Source organism: Pseudomonas sp. 06C 126 (assembly GCF_001855215.1).
GTDB lineage: Bacteria > Pseudomonadota > Gammaproteobacteria > Pseudomonadales > Pseudomonadaceae > Aquipseudomonas > Aquipseudomonas proteolytica.
Genome location: NZ_MIFU01000080.1, coordinates 1 through 20826 on the forward strand (window position 1 = coordinate 1; position 20826 = coordinate 20826).

At 58.7% G+C, this 20826-nt stretch carries 22 protein-coding genes and 1 tRNA gene; 17 read left to right on the forward strand and 6 right to left on the reverse strand.

What is annotated here, in order from left to right; genetic code table 11:
- The 13 genes from BHC62_RS11970 to BHC62_RS12030 all read left to right on the forward strand — a co-directional run.
- Positions 1-313, forward strand: a 313-nt coding sequence (locus BHC62_RS11970) for an FAD-binding protein (RefSeq protein ID WP_218124026.1), incomplete at its 5' end; no start/stop codon positions are given.
- 80 nt (positions 314-393) lie between these two features.
- Positions 394-1209 (forward strand): ABC transporter substrate-binding protein, encoded by an 816-nt coding sequence (locus tag BHC62_RS11975; protein WP_070995136.1) that lies wholly within the window; start codon positions 394-396, stop codon positions 1207-1209.
- Positions 1210-1218: 9 nt separating this feature from the next.
- Positions 1219-1575 carry a DUF4398 domain-containing protein gene (locus tag BHC62_RS11980; protein ID WP_029299652.1) on the forward strand — a complete coding sequence of 119 codons (357 nt, stop codon included), beginning with the start codon at positions 1219-1221 and terminating at the stop codon, positions 1573-1575.
- Complete coding sequence (locus tag BHC62_RS11985) at positions 1572-2375, forward strand: OmpA family protein (RefSeq protein WP_070995137.1); 804 nt, start codon at positions 1572-1574, stop codon at positions 2373-2375. The genes BHC62_RS11980 and BHC62_RS11985 overlap by 4 nt, the downstream gene beginning before the upstream one ends.
- Before the next feature lie 305 nt (positions 2376-2680).
- Complete coding sequence (locus tag BHC62_RS11990; RefSeq protein ID WP_029299649.1) at positions 2681-4120, forward strand: PLP-dependent aminotransferase family protein; 1440 nt, start codon at positions 2681-2683, stop codon at positions 4118-4120.
- A 104-nt stretch (positions 4121-4224) separates the two neighbouring features.
- Positions 4225-4713 (forward strand): translation initiation factor 2, encoded by a 489-nt coding sequence (locus BHC62_RS11995; protein WP_070995138.1) that lies wholly within the window; start codon positions 4225-4227, stop codon positions 4711-4713.
- A gap of 161 nt (positions 4714-4874) precedes the next feature.
- On the forward strand, positions 4875-5129 hold the full coding sequence (locus BHC62_RS12000) for a YkgJ family cysteine cluster protein (RefSeq protein ID WP_029299645.1): 255 nt from the start codon (positions 4875-4877) through the stop codon (positions 5127-5129).
- A 41-nt stretch (positions 5130-5170) separates the two neighbouring features.
- Entirely contained in the window at positions 5171-5779 is a 609-nt protein-coding gene (locus BHC62_RS12005; RefSeq protein ID WP_070995139.1) for an START domain-containing protein, read from the forward strand.
- A 102-nt stretch (positions 5780-5881) separates the two neighbouring features.
- Positions 5882-6118, forward strand: a complete 237-nt coding sequence (locus BHC62_RS12010; protein ID WP_029299643.1) for a hypothetical protein — start codon at positions 5882-5884, stop codon at positions 6116-6118.
- A 211-nt stretch (positions 6119-6329) separates the two neighbouring features.
- A complete protein-coding gene (locus BHC62_RS12015; RefSeq protein WP_029299641.1) occupies positions 6330-6671 on the forward strand; it encodes a ribonuclease E inhibitor RraB in 342 nt (113 codons plus the stop codon).
- A 461-nt stretch (positions 6672-7132) separates the two neighbouring features.
- The gene (locus BHC62_RS12020) at positions 7133-8542 is read left to right on the forward strand and encodes a circularly permuted type 2 ATP-grasp protein (RefSeq protein WP_029299639.1); all 1410 of its coding nucleotides are present in this window, start codon (positions 7133-7135) and stop codon (positions 8540-8542) included.
- 4 nt (positions 8543-8546) lie between these two features.
- The gene (locus tag BHC62_RS12025) at positions 8547-9497 is read left to right on the forward strand and encodes an alpha-E domain-containing protein (protein ID WP_029299637.1); all 951 of its coding nucleotides are present in this window, start codon (positions 8547-8549) and stop codon (positions 9495-9497) included.
- Positions 9494-10297, forward strand: a complete 804-nt coding sequence (locus BHC62_RS12030) for a transglutaminase family protein (protein ID WP_029299635.1) — start codon at positions 9494-9496, stop codon at positions 10295-10297. Before BHC62_RS12025 ends, BHC62_RS12030 begins: the two co-directional genes overlap by 4 nt.
- A gap of 75 nt (positions 10298-10372) precedes the next feature.
- On the opposite strand, the gene BHC62_RS12035 is transcribed toward BHC62_RS12030, so the two are convergent.
- On the reverse strand, positions 10373-11182 hold the full coding sequence (locus BHC62_RS12035; RefSeq protein WP_070995175.1) for a cytochrome c: 810 nt from the start codon (positions 11180-11182) through the stop codon (positions 10373-10375).
- Between the two features lie 687 nt (positions 11183-11869).
- On the opposite strand from BHC62_RS12035, the gene BHC62_RS12040 reads away from it, so the two are divergent.
- The 3 genes from BHC62_RS12040 (at position 11870) to BHC62_RS12050 (ending at position 16147) form a co-directional block, all read left to right on the forward strand.
- Positions 11870-13075 (forward strand): acetyl-CoA C-acetyltransferase, encoded by a 1206-nt coding sequence (locus tag BHC62_RS12040; RefSeq protein WP_070995140.1) that lies wholly within the window; start codon positions 11870-11872, stop codon positions 13073-13075.
- 16 nt (positions 13076-13091) lie between these two features.
- Positions 13092-15236: a 3-hydroxyacyl-CoA dehydrogenase NAD-binding domain-containing protein gene (locus tag BHC62_RS12045; protein WP_070995141.1), complete on the forward strand. Its 2145-nt coding sequence runs from the start codon at positions 13092-13094 to the stop codon at positions 15234-15236.
- Between the two features lie 188 nt (positions 15237-15424).
- The gene (locus BHC62_RS12050) at positions 15425-16147 is read left to right on the forward strand and encodes an amidotransferase (RefSeq protein ID WP_029299627.1); all 723 of its coding nucleotides are present in this window, start codon (positions 15425-15427) and stop codon (positions 16145-16147) included.
- A 24-nt stretch (positions 16148-16171) separates the two neighbouring features.
- Here the strand turns inward: BHC62_RS12050 and BHC62_RS12055 are convergent, their stop codons facing one another.
- The 3 genes from BHC62_RS12055 to BHC62_RS12065 all read right to left on the reverse strand — a co-directional run bounded on the left by BHC62_RS12055 (position 16172) and on the right by BHC62_RS12065 (position 18862).
- Positions 16172-17143, reverse strand: coding sequence for a magnesium and cobalt transport protein CorA (locus tag BHC62_RS12055; protein ID WP_029299625.1), 972 nt, complete (start codon positions 17141-17143; stop codon positions 16172-16174).
- Positions 17144-17233: 90 nt separating this feature from the next.
- Positions 17234-17956 carry a 1-acylglycerol-3-phosphate O-acyltransferase gene (locus BHC62_RS12060; protein WP_070995142.1) on the reverse strand — a complete coding sequence of 241 codons (723 nt, stop codon included), beginning with the start codon at positions 17954-17956 and terminating at the stop codon, positions 17234-17236.
- A 216-nt stretch (positions 17957-18172) separates the two neighbouring features.
- Positions 18173-18862, reverse strand: a complete 690-nt coding sequence (locus BHC62_RS12065) for a crotonase/enoyl-CoA hydratase family protein (protein ID WP_029299621.1) — start codon at positions 18860-18862, stop codon at positions 18173-18175.
- A gap of 333 nt (positions 18863-19195) precedes the next feature.
- Between BHC62_RS12065 and BHC62_RS12070 the strand changes: the two genes are divergently transcribed.
- A tRNA-Ser gene (locus BHC62_RS12070) sits at positions 19196-19285 on the forward strand.
- 390 nt (positions 19286-19675) lie between these two features.
- Here the strand turns inward: BHC62_RS12070 and BHC62_RS28110 are convergent.
- Both BHC62_RS28110 and BHC62_RS12075 read right to left on the reverse strand, forming a co-directional pair.
- On the reverse strand, positions 19676-20425 hold the full coding sequence (locus BHC62_RS28110) for a hypothetical protein (protein ID WP_071610031.1): 750 nt from the start codon (positions 20423-20425) through the stop codon (positions 19676-19678).
- Positions 20422-20748, reverse strand: a complete 327-nt coding sequence (locus BHC62_RS12075; RefSeq protein WP_070995143.1) for a hypothetical protein — start codon at positions 20746-20748, stop codon at positions 20422-20424. Before BHC62_RS12075 ends, BHC62_RS28110 begins: the two co-directional genes overlap by 4 nt.
- Positions 20749-20826: the final 78 nt, after the last annotated feature.

Genomic DNA, 20826 nt, shown 5'->3' on the forward strand with positions numbered 1-20826 from the left:
CGGTGACAACTTCAAGCACCTGTACGCCCTGGCCGACAAGCTGGGCGCGGCAGTCGGCGCTTCGCGCGCGGCGGTCGACGCAGGCTTCGTACCCAACGACATGCAGGTCGGCCAGACCGGCAAGATCGTGGCGCCACAGCTGTACATCGCCGTCGGCATCTCCGGCGCGATCCAGCACTTGGCCGGTATGAAAGATTCCAAAGTGATCGTTGCGATCAACAAGGACGAAGAAGCACCGATCTTCCAGGTGGCTGATTACGGCCTGGTGGCGGACTTGTTCGAAGCCGTACCTGAGTTGGAGAAGCTGGTCTAAACCAGCCGCTTCACTTATAAAGAGCCCGGTCTTATGACCGGGCTTTTTTTTGCACGCCACTTTTGATCGGGAACCACGCCATGGAACTGCGTCGCTGGACTGTACTGCTGGGCCTGTCACTGCTGCCGACCTTGTCTATCGCAGCCGGCAAATGCGAGCGCCTGGTGGTGACCGGCAGCCCGGATGCGCCGCCCTATCTGTGGCGTGATCCGCAAGACCCCACCCACCTGATCGGCGCCAATGCCGATGTGTTGCAACAAGTGGCCAAGGAATTGGGGCTGAAAGTCGACCTGCTGTATGGCGGCAAGCGCTCCCTGGCCCTTGAGGAAGTACGCAGCGGGCGCATGGACATGCTGGTCGATGCGCCGTTGAGTGTCAGCGAACTGGAGACCCTGGACTACATCCATCCGGCACTGATACAGGCCGATTACCGGGTGTGGACCCGCATCGACTCGCCCCTGGTCTATAGCAGTGCAGCAGACCTGCATGGCCACAAGGGCGCGGTCTCGGAGCGGGCGCGCCTGTCCCCTGAATTTGAAGCCTTTGCCAGTGAACACCTGACCCTGGAACGCCTGCCAACCGTGACCCCGGCCTTGCAGAAGCTGCTGCTTGGCGAAGTGGACTACGTGCTGGCTGGACGATACTCCGGCATGGCCATGGCCCAGACCTTGGGCATGAGCAAAGACCTGCTGGCCCGTGAACTGCCGATTGATCAGCCGGGGTTGTTCCTGGCGATTTCCCACAACTCGGCCTGCAATGATCCGTGGTTGCGCGGACAGCTCGCCAAAAAGATGACAGAATTGGCAGCGTCCGGTCTGACGGAAGCCGCGTTGCAGCGCAATATCGAACGCTGGAAGACGCAGTTGCAGCAACCCGTCGGTACCCCAACAAAGTAGGGATTTTTAGTGACTATTCGACCTCTTTTCGCCGCCCTCGCCGTAGTAACGCTGGCGGGCTGTGCCGCAGATCCTGCGCCGAATGAGCAAATGCGCCTGACCCAGCAAGCCCTGGAGCAAGCCGCCGCCGTTGGGGCCGTTGCTGACGACGTGCCTGAGTTGAAACTCGCCGAGACGAAGCTGGCCCAGGCCAAGGCCGACATGGCTGACGAATCCTACAAGGACGCCCGCATGCAGGCTGAACAGGCCGAACTCGACGCCCGCCTGGCCGAAGCGCGGGTACTGACACAAAAGAGTCAGGAACAGTTGAATGTCCTCAACACCCGTATCACCCGCCTGCGCAAGCAGTTGGGAGATGCCCAATGAACCGCCTGACATGTGGGCTGCTGTTGAGCAGCTTGGTGCTGGCAGGCTGTGCCAGCCATCCCAATAGCGACACCGTGTTGCAGCAGGCGGGCAGTGATTTCCAGAAGGTCAAGGAAGACTCCAATGTATTGCGCATTGCGCCCAAGGACGTGATCCGCGCCGGTGAGTCCCTGGCCCGCGCCGACCGTCTGTCCAGCTACTGGGGCAGCGGTGGCGACGTCGTGCATTACGCCTACCTGAGCCAGCGCTACAGCGCCATCGCCCGGGAGCATACCGAGCTGGTGCTCAACGAAGAACGTGCGGCCAAGCTCGAGCTGGAACGTCAACGCCTGCAACTGGCGCTGCGCGAGGCCAAGTTGTTGAGCGTGCAGCAGCAGGGCAAGTGGCTGGAGGAGCAGATCGCCAGCCTGACCACCACCCAGACCGATCGTGGCCTGGTAATGACCTTGGGCGACGTACTGTTCGACACCGGCCAGGCGGAGCTGAAAAACTCTGCCAACCGTACAGTGCTGAAGATCGTGCAATTCCTGCAACTGAACCCCAAGCGGGTGGTGCGGATCGAGGGCTATACCGACAGTACCGGCGGCGAGCAGGAAAACCTCAAACTGTCCCGTGACCGTGCACAGGCCGTGGCGGACGTACTGGTCGACCTGGGGATTGATGAAAAACGCATCCAGGTGGAAGGCTATGGCGATCAGTACCCGGTGGAAGCGAATGCCTCCGAGCGTGGTCGTGCGCAGAACCGGCGTGTGGAAATCGTCTTCTCCGATGACAAGGGCCAACTCGGCGCTGCGCGCTAACCCAGGGCGCGTGCGGTCGATGTGGGAGCTGGCTTGCCTGCGATAGCATGGGCGCGGTACATCTGAACACTCGCATCGCCAGCATCGCAGGCAAGCCAGCGCCTACAGGGTATGTGGCGCGCCCGCTATAGAACCCGATCCTTGATCGGGTTTTTCATGCCCGCAATCCAGTTCTCAACCCATACAGTTTTTTCTATCACTGCCGCTCGTCCTCGACTATTGTGGCAACTGTCCCCGTACACTTCTAAACTGTGCCGGTATGTTTCACACAAAAATAAAATACCCGTGAAATCGAGTGCTGCGTCATGACCAATCTCTTGCTTTACCAACGTATCGCTCAGCAGTTGGCTGAGGATATCCGGCGCGGTGTCTATCAACCGGGTGAGCGCGTGCCATCGGTGCGCAAGATGAGCTCCCAGCTCAATGTCAGTCATGCCACAGTGTTACAGGCCTACGCCAACCTTGAAGACCAGGGCTTGATCCGTGCGCGGCCGCAGTCCGGGTATTACGTGCACCAGACACCGGCCCTGACCGCCCCGACGCCGGATATCGCCCGGGTCGAGCGCCCCGGCCTGGTCACTCGCAGTAGTATCATCCAGCAGGTCCTGGTGGAATCCCGTCGCGAAGGGGTGTTCCCGCTGGGGGCCGCTGTGCCCAGTGTCGATTACCTGCCGGTGCGGGCGCTGCACCAGCAACTGGCCAAGGTCACGCGCTTCCAGAGCCCACGGGCGTTCAGCTATATGTTCAGCCCGGGGTTCGAGCCGCTGCGGCGCCAGGTCGCTATCCGTATGCGCGATGCCGGGGTGGTGGTCGATCCGTCCGAAGTGGTGATCACCCACGGGTGTGTCGATGCATTGCAGATGTCCTTGCGGGTGCTGACCCGCCCCGGCGACCTGATCGCCGCTGAATCACCGACCTACTACGGGCTGCTGCAACTGGCCGACTTGCTTGGCCTCAAAGTCATCGAGATTCCCAGCGACCCGGCCACCGGCATGAGTCTGGAGGCCCTGCAATTGGCGGCCAACCAATGGTCGATCAAGGCCCTGGTGTTGACCACCCGCCTGAGCAACCCCCTGGGCGGCACCATGCCCGAAGAACGGCAGAAACAACTGCTGCGCCTGGCCTCTGACTTCGATATCCAGATCGTCGAAGACGATATCTACGGCGAGTTGATGTTCGAACTGGGCCGCACCAAAGCCCTCAAGGCCTATGACCGCCTGGATCGGGTGATCTACTGCTCCAGTTTCTCCAAGACCCTGTCCCCGGGCGTGCGTATCGGCTGGATGATTGCCGGCAAATACCAGCAGGAGATCCAGCGCCTGCAGATGTTCAGCACGCATTCGGCGTGCAGCGTCACGCAGATGGGGGTGGCGGCGTACCTGGAGAACGGCGGTTACGACCGCCACCTGCGCTACATTCGCCAGGAGTACCGCAAGAATCTCAGTGCCTTCCAGTTGGCGGTGCAGCAGTATTTCCCGGAAGGCACGCAGATGAGCCGGCCGACGGGCGGCTTTATCCTGTGGGTCAGCCTGCCGGGCAGGGTCAATACCCAGGAGCTACACGTGCGCGCCTTGCAGCAGGGCATCAGCATTGCGCCGGGGCTGATCTTCAGCAATACCGAACAGTTCAACCACTGTATTCGGCTCAATTGCGGCACGCCGTGGAATCGCGAGGCGGAGCGCGCCCTGATGACCCTGGGCATGCTGGCCAACCAGTTATGCCAAGAGGCTGCGGGTGGTTTTTGAAGCGCCAAAACGGGGCATGAACGGTAGCTGGCTAATCACCGCGCTTGTCATGCCGCGCTCAACAAGCGAGCATATGGCCTTCTGCCGTTAATGCTGTTGGCGATATGACCTCTATTTTTCCTGCCGCGCTGTTGATCTGTCTGGCGAGCCTGTGCAGCACCACTGGCGCACTGGCAGCGCCTGCCAGTGCGCCAGTGGTGCTGGCAGCCGCCGAACAAAAGCCGACGCCGGCTAAAAAAACGGTCCAGGCAAAACAAGCCGCCGCGGCCAAAAAAGCGGCGAAGGTGAAGAAGCGCGCACCCATCGCGAGCAAGTCCAAGTCGGCGCGTGAAGTAGCGCAGACCCAGCTGCCACCAGCGCGTTTGGACCTCAGCCTACCCCAGGAAATGGTGCGGCATTTGCAACCCCTCGGCACCATGCCGCAACCCAAGAACGTCCCTTTGTTACCGCCCATGTTCGATGAGAAACCGGTGGATAACAGCGCATTCCAGATCAACGGGCGCTTGCTGAGCAACGAAATGCAACTGCAAATGCGCAATGAAGAGCGGCGCGATGTGGAAGGCGCGGCTCTGGATTTTGAGTTCAAGAATTAATCTTGCCTGCCAAAGTGACCTGATCCCCTGACCTTCTGTCGCAGACTGGTCAGTCACTTTTGTTTTCTGCGAAAAACCCCTGTTAGACCATTTTAAAACGGATGTTTTAGGGCGTACTCTAGCCCGGCCATCAACACTTTGTCGTCGAGGACCTGCTGGTCATGAAATGCCGTGAAGGCTGTGGCGCCTGCTGTATAGCCCCTTCCATCAGTTCGCCGTTGCCCGGTATGCCCAATGGCAAACCCGCGGGCGAACGCTGCCTGCATCTGTCGGTCGAACAGCTGTGCCAATTGTTTGGCCTGCCTGAACGGCCCGCGGTGTGCGGTGCCTTCGCGGCGGATCTTGAGGTCTGTGGTACTAGCCAGGAAGAAGCGATCAGGTTGATCGGCTGGTGGGAGCAGATGACGGCGGCGTAGTGGGCTTTAATGTCAGAACTTCAACAATAAGGAATACAACAATGGGTTCGCTGAAACGAATGGCTGTGTTGTGCGGTTTTACAGTGTTGTTTGCGGCTGCTGCACAGGCAGAAGAGTGGCAGGTTGCCAAGGACGAGGAAGGTATCAAGGTTGCCTTGAGTGAAGTGGCCGGGTCCAAATACAAGGCTTATCGCGGCGTGACTGTGATCAAGGCGCCATTGGCCAAGATCAAGGCCCTGCAGGACGATGTAGTCGGTGCCTGTAAGTGGATTCACGAATGCAAGTCGCAGAAGCTGCTCAAGAAGGAAGGCGACAAGAGCTGGACCTACACCCAATTCAAAGCCCCGTTCCCAGTCACCGATCGTGACTCGATCCTGGAAATCACCACTACCCAGGCGGCCGACGGCAGCGTGACCCGCAAGTTGCTGGAAGTGCCCACCTATCTGCCGGAAGAGAAAGGCTATGTGCGCGTGGCCCAGGTCGAAGGCTTCTGGAAACTGGTGCCCAAAGGCGCCGACCAGACTGAAGTGACCTACCAGGTCCACACCGAGCCTGGTGGCAGCGTGCCGTCCTGGTTGGCCAACAAGTTCGTGGTTGAAGCGCCCTTCAATACCTTGAAAGCCCTCAAGGAAAGCGCCGAGAAGCCTTAAGCGCAGCCGAGCAGTGCCTCCAGCCTTGAGTGGAACGATCATCGCGCCCTCAAGGTCCAGATAGATGTGAGCCCATCCATGGGCTTTATCGAGGAGGCACTGATGCAAAACTGGCAAGTTACCTTCGTTGATGATCACGGTGTGCAGTCCGTAGAGCAGTTCAGCTGCGCCCAGAAGCCCAGCCTCGAAGACGCCGCACAGATGATTCGCGCCAAATTGCTGCCCATCCCCGCTCAACTGGACCTCAACGACCTGGACGGCCGGATCGCCGAGCCGACGGTCAAAAGTCTGAAGGACCAGAACAGTATCCAGATCCTCGACATTTCTCCCGCCCCCTGAACATTCCCTGTACGTCGTTAAAGCGCTGCTGGTGGAGCTGATAGCTTCGCGCTACTCTGCAAGAGAGATCAGCGAATGAATCGCTAAGGTCTGGTCTTGTCAGCTACATGCTTGTTTTCCTGCGGTGATGTCATTGCCGTCCACCTGCGCCGTTCACGCGCAGGCCCTGGGAAGCACGGAAAGTCTATCCATCGGTTGAGGAGGACGTTTCATGAGCACAGCCTATCAAGAAGACATCAGCACCCACGTGTTACGCCGCATGAAAGAGGGCGGCTTTGACTTCTCGCGTTTCCACCCCATCGAGTTCTACGCCATTTTCCCGGATGAGGAACGTGCGCGCCGGGCTGCGGGTCGGTTTCGTGGGGAGTCCATCAATGCCCAGGTCAGCGCACGGGATGACGGTGCCTGGTTCCTGGAATTGAGCAAGGTCATGTTCGCCACCTATGACGGTATCGGTGATTTCGAGCAGGACTTTGAGGCGGTAGTCGAGCCCTTGGGCGGGATTATCGAAGGGTGGGGCGTCAAGCACGAGGTTCGTGGGTTACCCATGTAGACACATGATCAATAACGTAGCGTATCGGCTGACCCTTGGGTCGGCCGATTTTGTTTGTGGCGGTGCAAAGTGCCGGGAACTAAATATGAAAAAACCGGCACAAAAAAAGGCCACCGGAGCAGGGTGGCCAAAAGGGAAGATCGGTGAGAAGGGGAACCGATCAGTATTTGCACAGGCAAATTACCGACGGTGCTGTGGAGATGCTGTAGGACGAATCCTGTTCAGCGAATGTGGGTGATTATCCGCAGGCATTCCCCGGCAGTGAAATCAACTCTGACTATGCTGGTGATAGGCAATGCCTGCGTCTCTATGAAGCGTGCGGGGCGAGGCCCGGGCATTTGCTGCACCAGGACGGTGCGGCGCTGCCTTTGACTATATCCAACTGATTGATACTTAAGTGTTTATGCCGCTGGCACGGGCCTTGCGACAGTCCGTTGCGTCCGGGTGACAAGGAGTTCGGCATGATCCGCACTTATTACGATGAAATGTACGATGAGGCCGGCCAGGTCCGGCCTCACTATCGCGAGTTCGCCCGTTGGCTGGCTGAAACCCCGCCCGAACTGCTGGCCCAGCGCCGGCGTGAAGCCGATTTGCTGTTTCACCGCGCCGGTATCACCTTCACCCTGTACGGCGACGAGCAGGGCACCGAGCGCCTGATTCCCTTCGATACCATCCCGCGCAGCATTCCCGCCAGCGAATGGAGAGTGGTCGAGCGAGGCTGCATTCAGCGGGTCAAGGCATTGAACCTGTTCCTTGCCGACCTGTATCACGACCAACGGATTATCAAGGCCGGGATCATTCCGGCCGAGCAAGTACTGGCCAACGAGCAATACCAACTGGCGATGCAGGGCCTGGATTTGCACCGTGATATCTATTCCCACGTTTCGGGTGTCGATCTCGTACGGGATGGCGACGGCAGCTACTACGTGCTGGAAGACAACCTGCGCACCCCCAGCGGTGTGAGTTACATGCTCGAAGACCGCAAGATGATGATGCGCCTGTTTCCCGAACTGTTCGCTGCCCAGCGCATCGCCCCGATCGATCATTACCCCAACCTGTTGCTCGACACCCTGAAAAGCGCCAGCCCGCTGGAGAACCCCAGTGTGGTCGTGCTGACGCCCGGGCGATTCAACAGCGCGTTTTTCGAACATGCCTTCCTCGCCCGGGAAATGGGCGTGGAACTGGTGGAAGGCGCCGATCTGTTCGTGCGTGACGACTGCGTGTTCATGCGTACCACTGACGGTCCCAAGGCGGTGGACGTGATCTACCGTCGCCTCGACGATGCCTACCTCGACCCGCTGGCCTTCAACCCGGAGTCGATGCTCGGCGTGCCGGGGCTGTTGGCCGCCTACCGTTCGGGCAACGTGGTGCTGGCTAATGCCATTGGCACCGGGGTAGCGGATGACAAGTCGGTGTATCCCTTCGTCACCGACATGATCCGTTTTTACCTGGATGAAGAGCCGATCCTCAAGAACGTTCCGACGTTCCAATGCCGCAAGCCTGACGAGCTTTCCCATGTGCTGGCTAATCTGCCGGATTTGGTGGTCAAGGAAACCCAAGGTTCCGGTGGCTACGGCATGCTGGTCGGCCCGGCCGCCACGGCCGCCGAGATCGAAGCCTTCCGTGCGCGGATCAAAGCCAAGCCCCATGCCTACATCGCCCAACCGACCCTGTGCCTGTCGACGTGCCCGACCTTTGTCGAAAACGGCATTGCGCCCCGGCATATCGACCTGCGGCCGTTCGTCCTGTCTGGCAAGGAAACCCGCGTAGTACCGGGGGGGCTGACCCGTGTGGCGCTGCGCGAAGGCTCGCTGGTGGTCAACTCGTCCCAGGGCGGCGGCACCAAAGACACCTGGGTGGTCGAGGAATAAAACCATGTTGAGCAGAACTGCCTCGGATTTGTATTGGATGTCACGCTATCTGGAGCGCGCGGAAAACCTCGCGCGCATGCTGGATGTCAGCTATTCGCTGTCACTGATGCCCCAGGATGGGCGCGGCGATGGCTTGCACGAACTGGCCATGCCCCTGCTGATCACCGGCACCCTGGACGACTACCGCGAGCGTCACGGCGAGTTACACGCCGAGCGCCTGCTGCATTTCTTCGCCCTGGACGCCGCCAACCCGGCGAGTATCTACAGTTGCCTGGGGGCGGCCCGCGCCAGTGCCCATGCCGTGCGTGGGCGAATTACCGCGGACATGTGGGAAAACATCAACGCCACCTGGCTAGATATTCGCGTCATCGCCCAGGAAGGCCTGAGCCGTTATGGCATGAGCCGTTTCTGCGAGTGGGTCAAGGAACGTTCCCACCTGTTTCGCGGCGCGACCTACGGCACCATCATGCGCAACGACGCCTTTCGTTTTATTCGCCTTGGCACCTTTATCGAAAGGGCCGACAACACCCTGCGCCTGTTGGACGCCCGCTACGAGATGGCCGGGGACCAGGCCGAAGTGGTGATTGATGGCACCGCCCATGCCTATTACCAATGGAGTGCGCTGCTGCGCGCCTTGTCGTCCTTCGAGGCCTACACCGAGATCTACCGTGATGCGCCCGGTGCTCGCCAGGTGGCCGAACTGTTACTGCTGCGCGCCGACGTGCCGCGTTCTTTGCGCGCGTGCAGTGAAGAAATCGACCAGATTCTCGCCAGCCTGCCTGGCATCAATGGCCGCCCGGCCCAGCGCCTGGCTGCCGAGATGGACGCACGCCTACGCTTTACGGCCATTGACGAAATCCTCGAGGAAGGCCTGCACGCCTGGCTGACCGATTTCATTCCACTGGTACGCCAGCTGGGTAACGCCATTCATCATTCCTACCTGGAGGCGGCATGAGACTTTCCATCAGCCACGAAACCACCTACCGCTACGAAGACCAGGTGCGCGCCAGCATCCAATATTTGCGCCTGACGCCTCACGACAGCGAGCGCCAGCATGTACTCAGTTGGCAGCTCGATTTGCCGCGTCCGGTGCGGGCCCAGTTGGACCCGTTCGGCAATATCCTGCATGTGCTGACCATGGATGAGCCCCATGAATCGATCATCATCGGTGCTCGCGGCCAGGTGGATATTGACGAGTGGCGCGAGGCCGAACATGACAGCCAATCGCCATTTCCCTACCAGCGTGCCACGCGCCTGACCGAACCGGACGAGGCCCTGCGCGCCTTTGCCCAACAGCACTGCGGCAAGCGCCGGGATCGCAATGCACTGATCGACCTGATGCACGCCCTCAACCAGCACATCGTCTATGTGCCTGGAGCCACGCAAGTGGAGACCTGTGCGGCCGAGGCGTTCGCCGGGCGTGCCGGCGTTTGCCAGGATCACGCCCACGCCTTCCTGGCCTGCGCCCGCAGCCTGGGGATCGCTACGCGGTATGTGTCGGGGTATTTGTACAGCGAGGACAGCGAGCACCTGGCCAGCCATGCCTGGGCTGAAGCCTGGCTGGATGACGCCTGGTACAGCTTCGATGTGACCAACCAACTGGCCCGCCCCGAGCGCCATTTGAAACTGGCCGTGGGCCTGGATTACCTCGACGCCTGCCCGGTGCGCGGCATGCGGCGTGGCGGCGGGCATGAGCAGATGCACGCGCGGGTATTCGTGGCGCCGACCCCGGTGATCCTGGTGCAGCAGCAATAACCCACCACACCCTATGTAGAAGCCGGCTTGCCGGCGACAAGGCCCGAAAGATCGCCATCGCCAGCAAGCCGGTTCCTACAAGGCCGCGCCGGTTTTGCGAGCGGCCATATGCTTCAAATACCCCACCAGCAGGTCCAGTTCGGCATCAGGCAACACGCTGGCGGCAAACGCCGGCATCTTCGCCTGCGGCCAATGCCTCAGGCTCTGGGGATCGCGGATGTAGCGTTTGAGGAAGTCGCTACCGAAGTACTCGGTCGGGCTGTAGGGCATATTCAGGTCCGGTCCTACCTGCGCGTCCCCCGCGCCATTTAGACGATGGCAGGCCAGGCAGTTTTTCTGAAACAGGGCGAACCCCTGGTTGATCGGATCATCCGCCGCCAGAGCCGGGTCGGGCAGCAGCGCCGGGAAGCGTTCGGCAACGGTTTTCAGTTGTTTGATCGTCGAGATCTGGAAGGGCCATTGTTCCGGGCTGATCCCGCTCGCCCGGGGCTGGGTCCACACCAGATAGAACGGCCCGGCGCTGGGCTTGCCATTGGCCAAGGGTGGCCAGGGCCGGGCCGGATCTTCAACCGCCAGCCACGCCTGCGCGCCGCTTTGCGCAAGCAGCGGCGCGGCGGCCAGTTCGGCGGCAAAACCATCGAGCGCCACCGCCTGCACATGGTTCTGCACGGTCAGGCCCGGTAAGAGTGCGGCCATAGGTACCGCGCGATAGGTCATATTGCGCTTGTAGGAAACGTCATCGACGATCTGCACGGTCTGGGCAGCCGGATGCTTGAGCAGCTCGGCGGTGTGCCAGGTGGTGCGGCTGTGATCCAGCTCGATGGTTAACTCGGCGGCGCTGGCGGGGCCGGCCAGGACCATTAGTAGGACAATGATTTGTTTCAAGGCGCAGCCCATGTGGCAATGGCGATACGGGCTACGATAGCGGAAAACCGCCGCTCAACTGTATGCAAAAAAAGACAGCCCCAGCCACGGGAACGCTTTACGCGGTTGCCCGGGCGGTGCTGCCAAAGGCTGCAATGTCGAGGTGTGACCTGCCTGCTCAGCCAATGATCTTGGTGAGATTGGGCAAAATCAGAATCAGAGTAGTGGCGAAGAGAATTAGCCCCGCCTGGCGAACTTTCGATTGTTTGAACATGGCTGACTGCCTTTTGTTGTTATTCCTGAGCGTCAAATGCGCCGATGCAAGCACCATCCATTCGTTACGTTAAGCCGACTAGATGGCATTTTTCTTACAGCTGCTCCAGCAAGACCCGGCAGCAGCTTCATACACTTCTTGCTGATTCAACCTTAGAGCCCATGTGCGGCGTGGCTTAGATCGCTTTCATATCAAGTTATATTTAAATCCTTTTAAAAGGGTATGAGGCATATAGCCATCTTCGCGCCAGGCCCTTGGCTAGACAGCTAAAACGATTAACCCGGTGTTTCCGACAGTCCGCTACCGTTCGTCTGAGCGCGGTCGTCAAGGTCAATGAGCGCATTGGTCATTGAATCTGCCCTCGTGGCGCTTAAGGTAAGGGCACGGTCGGCTCTCGCCTTGAGAGCTCCATTGCACAGTGGTTCGAGGACGTCATGACCCAAGCTTTGATCTTTGATGCGATACGCACGCCCCGGGGCAAAGGCAAGGCCGATGGCGCGTTGCATAGCGTCAAGCCGGTGAACCTGGTGGCCGGCTTGCTCACTGCGCTGCAACAGCGCAGCGACCTGGATACCCGCCAAGTGGATGACATCGTGCTTGGCTGCGTTACGCCAGTCGGGGACCAGGGCGCGGATATCGCCAAGACCGCTGCGCTGGTGGCTGATTGGGATGTGAGCGTCGCCGGTGTGCAGGTCAACCGCTTCTGCGCGTCGGGCCTGGAGGCGGTCAACCTCGGCGCGATGAAGGTGCGCTCCGGCTTCGAGGATCTGGTGGTGGTGGGCGGTGTCGAATCCATGTCGCGCGTGCCCATGGGCAGCGACGGCGGGGCCTGGGTGTTGGACCCGCAGACCAATATGCACAGCCACTTCACACCCCAGGGGATTGGCGCCGACCTGATCGCCACCCTGGAGGGTTTCACCCGCGAAGATGTCGATGCTTTCGCCTTGCACTCCCAGCAGAAAGCGGCGCGGGCCAGATCAGACGGTTCCTTCAAGAAATCCCTGGTCCCAGTGCAGGACCAGAACGGTATCGTGCTGTTGGATCACGACGAATTCATCCGTGGCGATTCGACCCTCGAAGGGTTAGGCAAGCTCAAGCCCAGCTTCGAAATGATGGGCCAGATGGGCTTCGATGCCACTGCCCTGCGGGTCTACAGCCATGTCGAGCGCATCCACCATGTGCACACACCGGGTAACAGCTCCGGAATTGTCGATGGCGCGGCCTTGATGTTGATCGGCTCCGAAGCCCGGGGCCGCGAACTGGGCCTGCAACCGCGGGCGCGCATTGTCGCCACGGCGGTGACCAGCACCGATCCGACCATCATGCTCACCGGCCCAGCGCCCGCCACCCGCAAGGCCCTGGCCAAGGCCGGCCTGCGAGTCGAGGACATTGACCTATTTGAAGTCAATGAGGCCTTTGCCTCGGTGGTGCTCAAGTTCATCAAGGACATGGGCATCGACGCCGCCCGGGTCAACGTCAATGGCGGTTCGATTGCCATGGGCCACCCGCTGGGGGCCACGGGCTGTGCGATCCTCGGCACCTTGCTCGATGAACTGGAGGCGCGCCAGCAGCGCTACGGCCTGGCCACGCTCTGTGTGGGCGGCGGCATGGGTATCGCCACCATTATCGAACGCCTCTGAGCCTAAGGAATCTGTCATGACCGATGCCATTCGTTACGAAAAAGGCCAGGACCAGATCGTGGTGCTGACCCTCGACATGCCTGGCCAGAGTGCCAACACCATGAACGCGGCCTACCGCGAGGCCATGGCCGCCACTGTTGCGCGGCTGGAGGCTGATAAGGATGAGATCGCCGGGGTCATCATCACCTCGGCGAAAAAAACCTTCTTTGCCGGCGGCGACCTCAATGAACTGATCAAAGTCGACAAGCCGCACGCCAAGGCGTTCTACGACATGGTCCTGGGCCTGAAGGCGCAATTGCGCAGCCTGGAAACCCTCGGCAAACCGGTGGTGGCCGCGATCAACGGCGCAGCCCTCGGCGGTGGCTGGGAGCTGTGCCTGGCGTGCCAGCATCGGGTGGCGCTGGATCATCCTGGCGTACAGATCGGCTTGCCGGAAGTGACCCTCGGCCTGCTGCCGGGCGGCGGCGGAGTAGTGCGCATGGTGCGCATGCTGGGCCTGGAGAAGGCCTTGCCGTATTTGCTCGAAGGCAAGAAGGTCAGCGCGCAAAAGGCCTTGCAAGCGGGCTTGATCGACGAGTTGGCGGCAGACCGGGATGAGCTGCTGGCCAAATCCCGGGCCTGGATCCTGGCCAATCCTGCGGCCAGGCAACCTTGGGATATCAAGGGCCACCAGATCCCCGGCGGCACGCCGTCCAACCCAAAAGTTGCGCAGATGCTTGCCATTGCACCGTCGATCCTGCGCAGCAAAACCAATGGTTGCTTCCCGGCGCCGGAGAAAATCCTCTGTGCTGCCGTGGAAGGCGCCCAAGTGGACTTCGACACCGCGCACCTGATCGAGACCCGCTACTTCACCGAACTCACCACTGGCCAGGTGGCGAAGAACATGATCGGCACCTTCTGGTTCCAGCTTAACCAGATCAACGCCGGAGGCTCACGGCCTGCGGGGTTTGCGCCGTATGTCACGCGCAAGGTCGGCATCCTCGGTGCCGGCATGATGGGCGCAGGGATTGCCTACACCAGCGCATCGGCGGGGGTGGATGTGGTGCTCAAGGATGTGACGCTGGCGGCGGCAGAGAAGGGCAAGGCCCACTCGGCGGCGCTACTGGACAAGAAAGTCAGCCGTGGGCAACTGACGGCTGAGCAGCGCGACAGCACCCTGGCGCGGATCCATCCGACAGACAGCGACGCCGACCTGGCCGGTTGCGACCTGATCATCGAAGCGGTATTCGAAGACCGCGACCTCAAGGCCAAGGTCTCGGCGGCGGCCCAGCGTGTGGTAGGGGGCGAGGCGGTGATTGCTTCCAATACCTCCACCTTGCCCATCAGCGGCCTGGCGAGCGCGGTGCCTGATCAAGGCAAGTTTATTGGCCTGCACTTCTTCAGCCCGGTGGAAAAAATGCCGCTGGTGGAAATCATCAAGGGCGCCAATACCAGCGATGAAACCCTGGCCCGCGGTTTTGATTTCGTACTGCAAATCAAGAAAACCCCGATTGTGGTGAATGACAGCCGTGGGTTCTTCACCTCGCGGGTGTTTGGTACTTTCACCAACGAAGGCATCACCTTGCTTGGCGAAGGCGTGGCTGCGCCGATGATCGAGACTGAAGCGCGCAAGGCCGGGATGCCGATTGGCCCGCTGGCAATCTCTGACGAAGTTTCCCTCAGCCTGATGAGCCATATCCGCCAGCAGACAGCCAAGGATCTGCAGGCCGAAGGCAAGGCACTGCCCGAGCATCCGGCCTTTGCGGTGATCGACCTGTTGCTCAATGAGTACAAGCGCCCAGGCAAGGCGGCGGGTGGTGGCTTCTACGAGTACCCCAGTGGTGGCCAGAAATACCTGTGGCCGGAGCTCAAGGTGCGCTTTGAAAAACCCGGCCAGCAGATTTCGGCGCAGGACGTGCGCGACCGCCTGCTGTTTATCCAGGCTATCGAAACGGTACGGTGTGTGGAGGAGGGCGTATTGATGTCCACCGCCGATGCCAACATTGGTTCGATCTTCGGCATCGGCTTTGCCGCCTGGACCGGCGGGGCGTTGCAGTTTATCAACCAGTACGGGCTGAACGACTTCGTGGCGCGGGCGCGTTACCTGGCCGAGCAATACGGCGAGCGGTTCAACCCGCCGGCCTTGCTGCTGGAAAAGGCCGCCCAAGGCACCACGTTCTAGCCACACACCGATCCCCCGTAGGAGGCCGGCTTGCCGGCGATGGCGATCTTGAATTCCACGTTGAACTCAAGGGCCTCATCGCCGGCAAGCCGGTTCCTACAGGGCGTGGGTGGGGCTTGCCTTGAAAGGGTATTTCAGGGCAGGCTGGTGGGTGTGCGTTATTCCCATCACCGTGTCAGGTATTTTTTATGTCGCTACGCGTCTGCATTCTGGAAACCGATATCCTGCGTCCGGAACTGGTCGATCAATATCAAGGTTACGGGCAGATGTTCCAGCGCCTGTTTTCACAGCAGCCGATTGCCGCCGAGTTCATCGTCTACAACGTGATGCAAGGTGACTACCCGGCTGACAGCGAGGTGTTCGACGCCTACCTGGTGACGGGCAGCAAGGCGGATTCCTTCGCCACCGACCCGTGGATCGAAACCCTCAAGGCCTACCTGTTGAACCGCTACGAGCGGGGCGACAAGCTGCTCGGCATCTGCTTCGGCCATCAACTGCTGGCGCTGCTGCTGGGCGGCAAGAGCGAGCGTGCGAGCCAGGGTTGGGGCGTGGGCACCCACAACTATCAACTGGCCGCCAAGGCCCCGTGGATGAGCCCGGTGGTGGAAGAACTGACCCTGTTGATCAGCCATCAGGACCAGGTCACGGCGTTGCCGGAAAACGCTACGGTGATTGCCTCCAGCGATTTCTGCCCGTTTGCCGCTTATCACATCAATGACCAGGTGCTGTGCTTTCAGGGGCATCCGGAGTTTATCCACGACTACTCCCGCGCCTTGCTCGATATTCGCCAGCTCAACCTTGGCGAGCAGATCTATCAGCAAGGCGTCGCCAGCCTTGCCCGCGACCACCACGGCGTCACCGTGGCGGAATGGATGATGCGCTTTGTGGCCCACAAGCCGCAGGTTGCCTGACCCTGGCCGGCCGGGGTGGGCAGGCTACAGCCACCCCGAACGCTTGAAGCTGGCCCACAAGCCTGTGCACCCCACCGCGATAAATCCCAATACCGCAAAATAGCCGTAGTGCCATTGCAGCTCCGGCATGTTCTGGAAGTTCATCCCATAGATCCCCGCGACTGCCGTGGGGAAGGCGAGGATCGCCGCCCAGGCCGCAAACTTGCGCTGCACCACGCTCTGGCGCGAGGCTTCGAGCAGCACGCCGATCTCGATAGTCTGGCTGGCGATGTCGCGCAGGGTCGAAAGGTCTTCCATCTGCCGTGTGACGTGGATCTCTACATCGCGGAAGTACGGGCGCATGTTCTTGTCGATAAACGGGAAGCTCAGCTTCTGCAGTTCCTCGCTGATCTCTACCATCGGCGCCACGTGCCGGCGCAGCCGCAGTACGTCACGGCGCAGGCCGTGCAGGTTCTGGATATCGCGCTCATTGAGGGAGTTGCACAACACGTTGTGCTCCAGCGCATCGATCTCGGCGTGAATCGCCTCGCTCACGGGCTGGTAGTTTTCGGTGACAAAATCCAACAGCGCATAGAGTACGAAATCTTCCCCATGCTCCAGCAAGAGCGGCCGTGCCTCACAGCGCTGGCGCACATAGCCGTAGGACGCCGAGTGGCCGTTGCGGGCGGTGATGATATAGCCGTTGCCGGCGAAGATATGGGTCTCGATAAACTCCAGCTTGCCCTCGTGGCGCACCGGCGAGTAGGTCACGATAAACAGCGCGTCGCCAAAGGTTTCCAGTTTCGGCCGGCTGTGTTTTTCCAGGGCGTCTTCGATGGCCAGTTCATGCAGGTTGAACTGGCGTTGCAGGTTGGCCAGCTCCTGGGCGTCGGGCTCTTCCAGGCCGATCCACACAAAGTGACCGGGCTTGGCCGCCCAGGCGGCGCCTTCATCGAGGGTGATATCCCTGACTTTTTTCCCGGCGCTATAGACGGCCGCCGCAACAACTCTACCCATAATGCTGATCGCTTCTTTACAAGTGGCAGTAACCGGCCAGCTTAGCCTGAAACACCACATTGTAGGAGCCGGCTTGCTAGCTCCTACGATTCAGCGGTTTTGCAATTCTCGATCCATGGCTTCAATACACTCGACCATCTGCTCCCGGCACTTCTCCATCAGCCCGGGCATGTCATCCATCGTCAAACCAGTCGTAGGAATTGGCGCCAATGACCGGATCAAAATATCGCCACTGTTCCAGCGATTGAGCTTCATCTGCTTCACATAGGTACTGACGCACACCGGCACAATCGGCACCCCGGCGGCAATCGCCATCTGGAACGCGCCCTTCTTGAACGGCAACAAAGATTCACCCAGGTTGCGGGTGCCCTCCGGAAACACCCAGATCGACGTGTCCTCGTGTTGCAGGGTATGAGTGGTGGACAACATCGACCTTCGCGCCTTCTGGGCATTGCCACGGTCAATCAACACATTGCCCGCCAGCCAGAACAGTTGCCCGAACAGCGGCACCCACTTCAGGCTTTTTTTGCCGATACACACGGTGCGGTAGGGCACTACGTTGCCGAACACGAACAAATCGTAGTTGGACTGGTGGTTGGCAATAATCACGCAGCTGCTGGGCTTGTTGCGCAGCGAGTCCACTTGCGCCTTGACCCGCAGCCGCAGGATCCACATGGCCGGCAGTGCATAGAGGCGCGCGCACAGGCGGCTGTTATCTGGGTTGAACGGCCGGCACACACCCAGCAACACCCCCAGAACACCGGCGATCAGAAAATGCAGGCCCATCAATAACATGCGTAAAAAATAGAGCATCGACACGGACCATCGGGACAAAAGGTGGCGCAGTGTACGGACGTGCACTGTATTCGGCAATTACCCCTGTAGAGGTAGGAGATGGGCGATGTTTAAGTACATGTTTCAACAGATTGAGACAGATGCCATCTAGAGCGGTTGCGAGGCAATTCTGAATGGCACGTAAGAAAAAGCCCGACACGTGGTCGGGCTTTATTTGATACAGGCGTGGGTGACTCAGCCCAGATGCTCCTGGTCCTGGATGATCGCGTTATCCAACAGGTCCAACAGGCCTTTACGCACCTTCAGCTTGGTGTGCTTGTGAGCGTTCATATTGATCTTCTTCAACTGCCGCGCTGCTTCCAGGGCCGCCGCGTGCAACTCCTCTGGCGCTACCACCTTGTCGAGGAAACCGGCATTCAATGCCTCCTGCGGGGTGAACATTTCGGCATTGATCACCGAACGATTAAACGCCGACTTACGCAGGCGATCACGTGCCAATTCAATGCCAGCGTGGTGCATGGTCATGCCGATCATGACTTCATTCAGGCCAATGCTAAATGGCCCCTCGACACCAATCCGGTAATCGGCCGACAACAACAAGAACGCCCCCTTGGCCACTGCATGCCCCGGGCACGCCACAATCACCGGGAAGGGGTGCGACAACAGACGGCGCGCCAGGGTCGAGCCCGACGTCACCAGGCTGACCGCTTCTTTAGGGCCGGCCGTCATCACCTTCAAATCATAACCACCGGACAGAATCCCCGGCGTACCGGTGATGATCACCACCGCGCGATCCTTCTCGGCCTGGTCCAGCGCTTCATTAAACGCACTGACCACGGCAGGGGAAATGGCATTGACCTTACCGTTGCTCAAGGTCAGGGTCGCGATACCGTCTTCGAGGTGGTAGGCAATCAACTCACTCATGACGCGATTCCTTGTAATACGTTTAATAGAAGGGCAGGCCGCAGACGTTACCCAGCATGACCGCCCCGGTAAAGCGCCGTGACTGACTGGCCAGTCAGCCTTTTCCCCACCCGCCGGCCTGGAGCAGGCCACGACAGCGCTCGCCAGCCACTCTGCATGCCTGTCGACAGGCCTTGAGAATGGCACAATCGTCACCCTTCACCCCCTACCAGAGGCGCGTGGGCCGAGATAACCGTCTAAGCGCATGAAAATTCTGAAAAAAACCTTTGCCATCGGAAAAGCTTTCGACTACATTAGCGCGCCTCGACAGACTGAATCAGTTTGACGAGATACGGTGAAGTGTCCGAGTGGCTTAAGGAGCACGCCTGGAAAGTGTGTATACAGGAAACTGTATCGAGAGTTCGAATCTCTCCTTCACCGCCAAATTGAGAAAACGCAAACCCCTGATTTTCCTAGAGAAATTCGGGGGTTTGTGGTTTTTGCGGTCTGAAAAAGGGCCATATGGGACAGATATGGGACAGATGCTCTATTCTGGTGCGGAAATTAGAGCTTGGTGAATGTACTGCGGTGTAATCCCAACCGGCCGCTTACGATCTGGTAAATTCGTGGCAGCCTCCGATCAGCTCCATCTGACGAAACCAATCTGTTGCATCCATCGTTTGAATCCACAGCCAAAAGCGGTCGTTCATGAACGACCGCTTCCGACTTAAAGTGTGTATTTCTCCCAAGTGGGCGCTAAGGCTAAAAGCGAAGCTGAAACTCAGTGAGTAAGCTTGGGTGAGATAGCAGCGATCATTCAGTCATATTTAACTGCTAAAGATCATAGTTTTCCGCCCAAGTGATGGAGTAGTTGTTTCTAATGCAAAAGTCATACATGCCCGCAAAATCTTGGACGCCGAGACGTGTCAACTCAGCATGAATTTCTTTAAGGATTATAACTCCATTATCGATATTTAACGCCAGCAGCGGTGCAGTAGCAACACTTTCCACATGAGCAAATTGAACTGTCGAGGTGTCAAAGATAACTACGCCAGTAAATTCGCAGCAATTGATACTGTAGCGGCTAATGCGTTGGTTCTTCAGTTGGCTGCGCTGGCCATTGATATCGCCTATGAATGACGATCTAAGTTCATGAAAAGTGGGTGAGGATGTGATAGATATGTAAAGAGCTCTTACATATTTCAGGTGAAGATTTATGGTGCCGGTTGTTGACTGTATTCTGGCATCAAGTAGGCCAAAAAAATCAGGGCCCGATATGTATATATCACCCCCTAGTGTGTGCGGCACTGAAGGTGAGGAGTACCCTGCGATCCCCTGTTGCCAGTAGGAGTTCGACGCGCCAGAGCTGGTCCTAAGCAAATTATTTAACTCGGAAACTTTTATATAGCATAACCCGTTTCGCCAAACCAGCACCCCCCGAGTAAACGCATTTTTTATCGCCGATAAAGTCCTTGAACTTAAACAGTTGAACAGGGCCACGTTGTACTCAACTACTTGTCGCCGCAGATCGATATCAAGATTTGCTAATGTGTAAAAATGGGTAGATGGAAGATTAGTTGTCATATTTTTCCACCCGAGACGCGATGAAATGTAGCATCGATATCTGCGGATATTTCATTGTAATTCACGCCCGATTCATCCTGTGCCTTGCGATCAGGATGAAACATGCGCAAGTATGCATTTTTCAGCTCCTTCGCCTTGCGCATATCAGTCATGTGAATTTTTTTTATTCCAAGATATTTGTCAAATATTACGTTATTGATTTTGAAATAAAAAGCTATTTCTTGTTCTCTGTTTTTAAAGTAATTCGAGTACTCAGTGTTTTTTAATAAAGTTATTCTTTTGTTGGGGTCTTCATTTTTGTCTAGCGAAATTAAAACTTCCATTTTTTACCTCAAGTTAATGACTTAACCCTTTTGATATGGCTACTCTTCCCATAGGACTCTAAATGTAATAAGTGGAAC

Bases quoted from the DNA above. Each gene is read 5' to 3' on its own strand.
- BHC62_RS12015 (WP_029299641.1), top strand. From the start codon at position 6,330: ATGAGCACAGCCTATCAAGAAGACATCAGCACCCACGTGTTACGCCGC.
- BHC62_RS12050 (WP_029299627.1), top strand. From the start codon at position 15,425: ATGTCGCTACGCGTCTGCATTCTGGAAACCGATATCCTGCGTCCGGAA.
- BHC62_RS28110 (WP_071610031.1), bottom strand. From the start codon at position 20,425: ATGACAACTAATCTTCCATCTACCCATTTTTACACATTAGCAAATCTT.
- BHC62_RS12005 (WP_070995139.1), top strand. From the start codon at position 5,171: ATGGGTTCGCTGAAACGAATGGCTGTGTTGTGCGGTTTTACAGTGTTG.
- BHC62_RS11985 (WP_070995137.1), top strand. From the start codon at position 1,572: ATGAACCGCCTGACATGTGGGCTGCTGTTGAGCAGCTTGGTGCTGGCA.
- BHC62_RS12000 (WP_029299645.1), top strand. From the start codon at position 4,875: ATGAAATGCCGTGAAGGCTGTGGCGCCTGCTGTATAGCCCCTTCCATC.
- BHC62_RS12040 (WP_070995140.1), top strand. From the start codon at position 11,870: ATGACCCAAGCTTTGATCTTTGATGCGATACGCACGCCCCGGGGCAAA.
- BHC62_RS12010 (WP_029299643.1), top strand. From the start codon at position 5,882: ATGCAAAACTGGCAAGTTACCTTCGTTGATGATCACGGTGTGCAGTCC.
- BHC62_RS12025 (WP_029299637.1), top strand. From the start codon at position 8,547: ATGTTGAGCAGAACTGCCTCGGATTTGTATTGGATGTCACGCTATCTG.
- BHC62_RS12045 (WP_070995141.1), top strand. From the start codon at position 13,092: ATGACCGATGCCATTCGTTACGAAAAAGGCCAGGACCAGATCGTGGTG.
- BHC62_RS11995 (WP_070995138.1), top strand. From the start codon at position 4,225: ATGACCTCTATTTTTCCTGCCGCGCTGTTGATCTGTCTGGCGAGCCTG.
- BHC62_RS12030 (WP_029299635.1), top strand. From the start codon at position 9,494: ATGAGACTTTCCATCAGCCACGAAACCACCTACCGCTACGAAGACCAG.
- BHC62_RS12055 (WP_029299625.1), bottom strand. From the start codon at position 17,143: ATGGGTAGAGTTGTTGCGGCGGCCGTCTATAGCGCCGGGAAAAAAGTC.
- BHC62_RS11975 (WP_070995136.1), top strand. From the start codon at position 394: ATGGAACTGCGTCGCTGGACTGTACTGCTGGGCCTGTCACTGCTGCCG.
- BHC62_RS12075 (WP_070995143.1), bottom strand. From the start codon at position 20,748: ATGGAAGTTTTAATTTCGCTAGACAAAAATGAAGACCCCAACAAAAGA.
- BHC62_RS12060 (WP_070995142.1), bottom strand. From the start codon at position 17,956: ATGCTCTATTTTTTACGCATGTTATTGATGGGCCTGCATTTTCTGATC.
- BHC62_RS12020 (WP_029299639.1), top strand. From the start codon at position 7,133: ATGATCCGCACTTATTACGATGAAATGTACGATGAGGCCGGCCAGGTC.
- BHC62_RS12065 (WP_029299621.1), bottom strand. From the start codon at position 18,862: ATGAGTGAGTTGATTGCCTACCACCTCGAAGACGGTATCGCGACCCTG.
- BHC62_RS11990 (WP_029299649.1), top strand. From the start codon at position 2,681: ATGACCAATCTCTTGCTTTACCAACGTATCGCTCAGCAGTTGGCTGAG.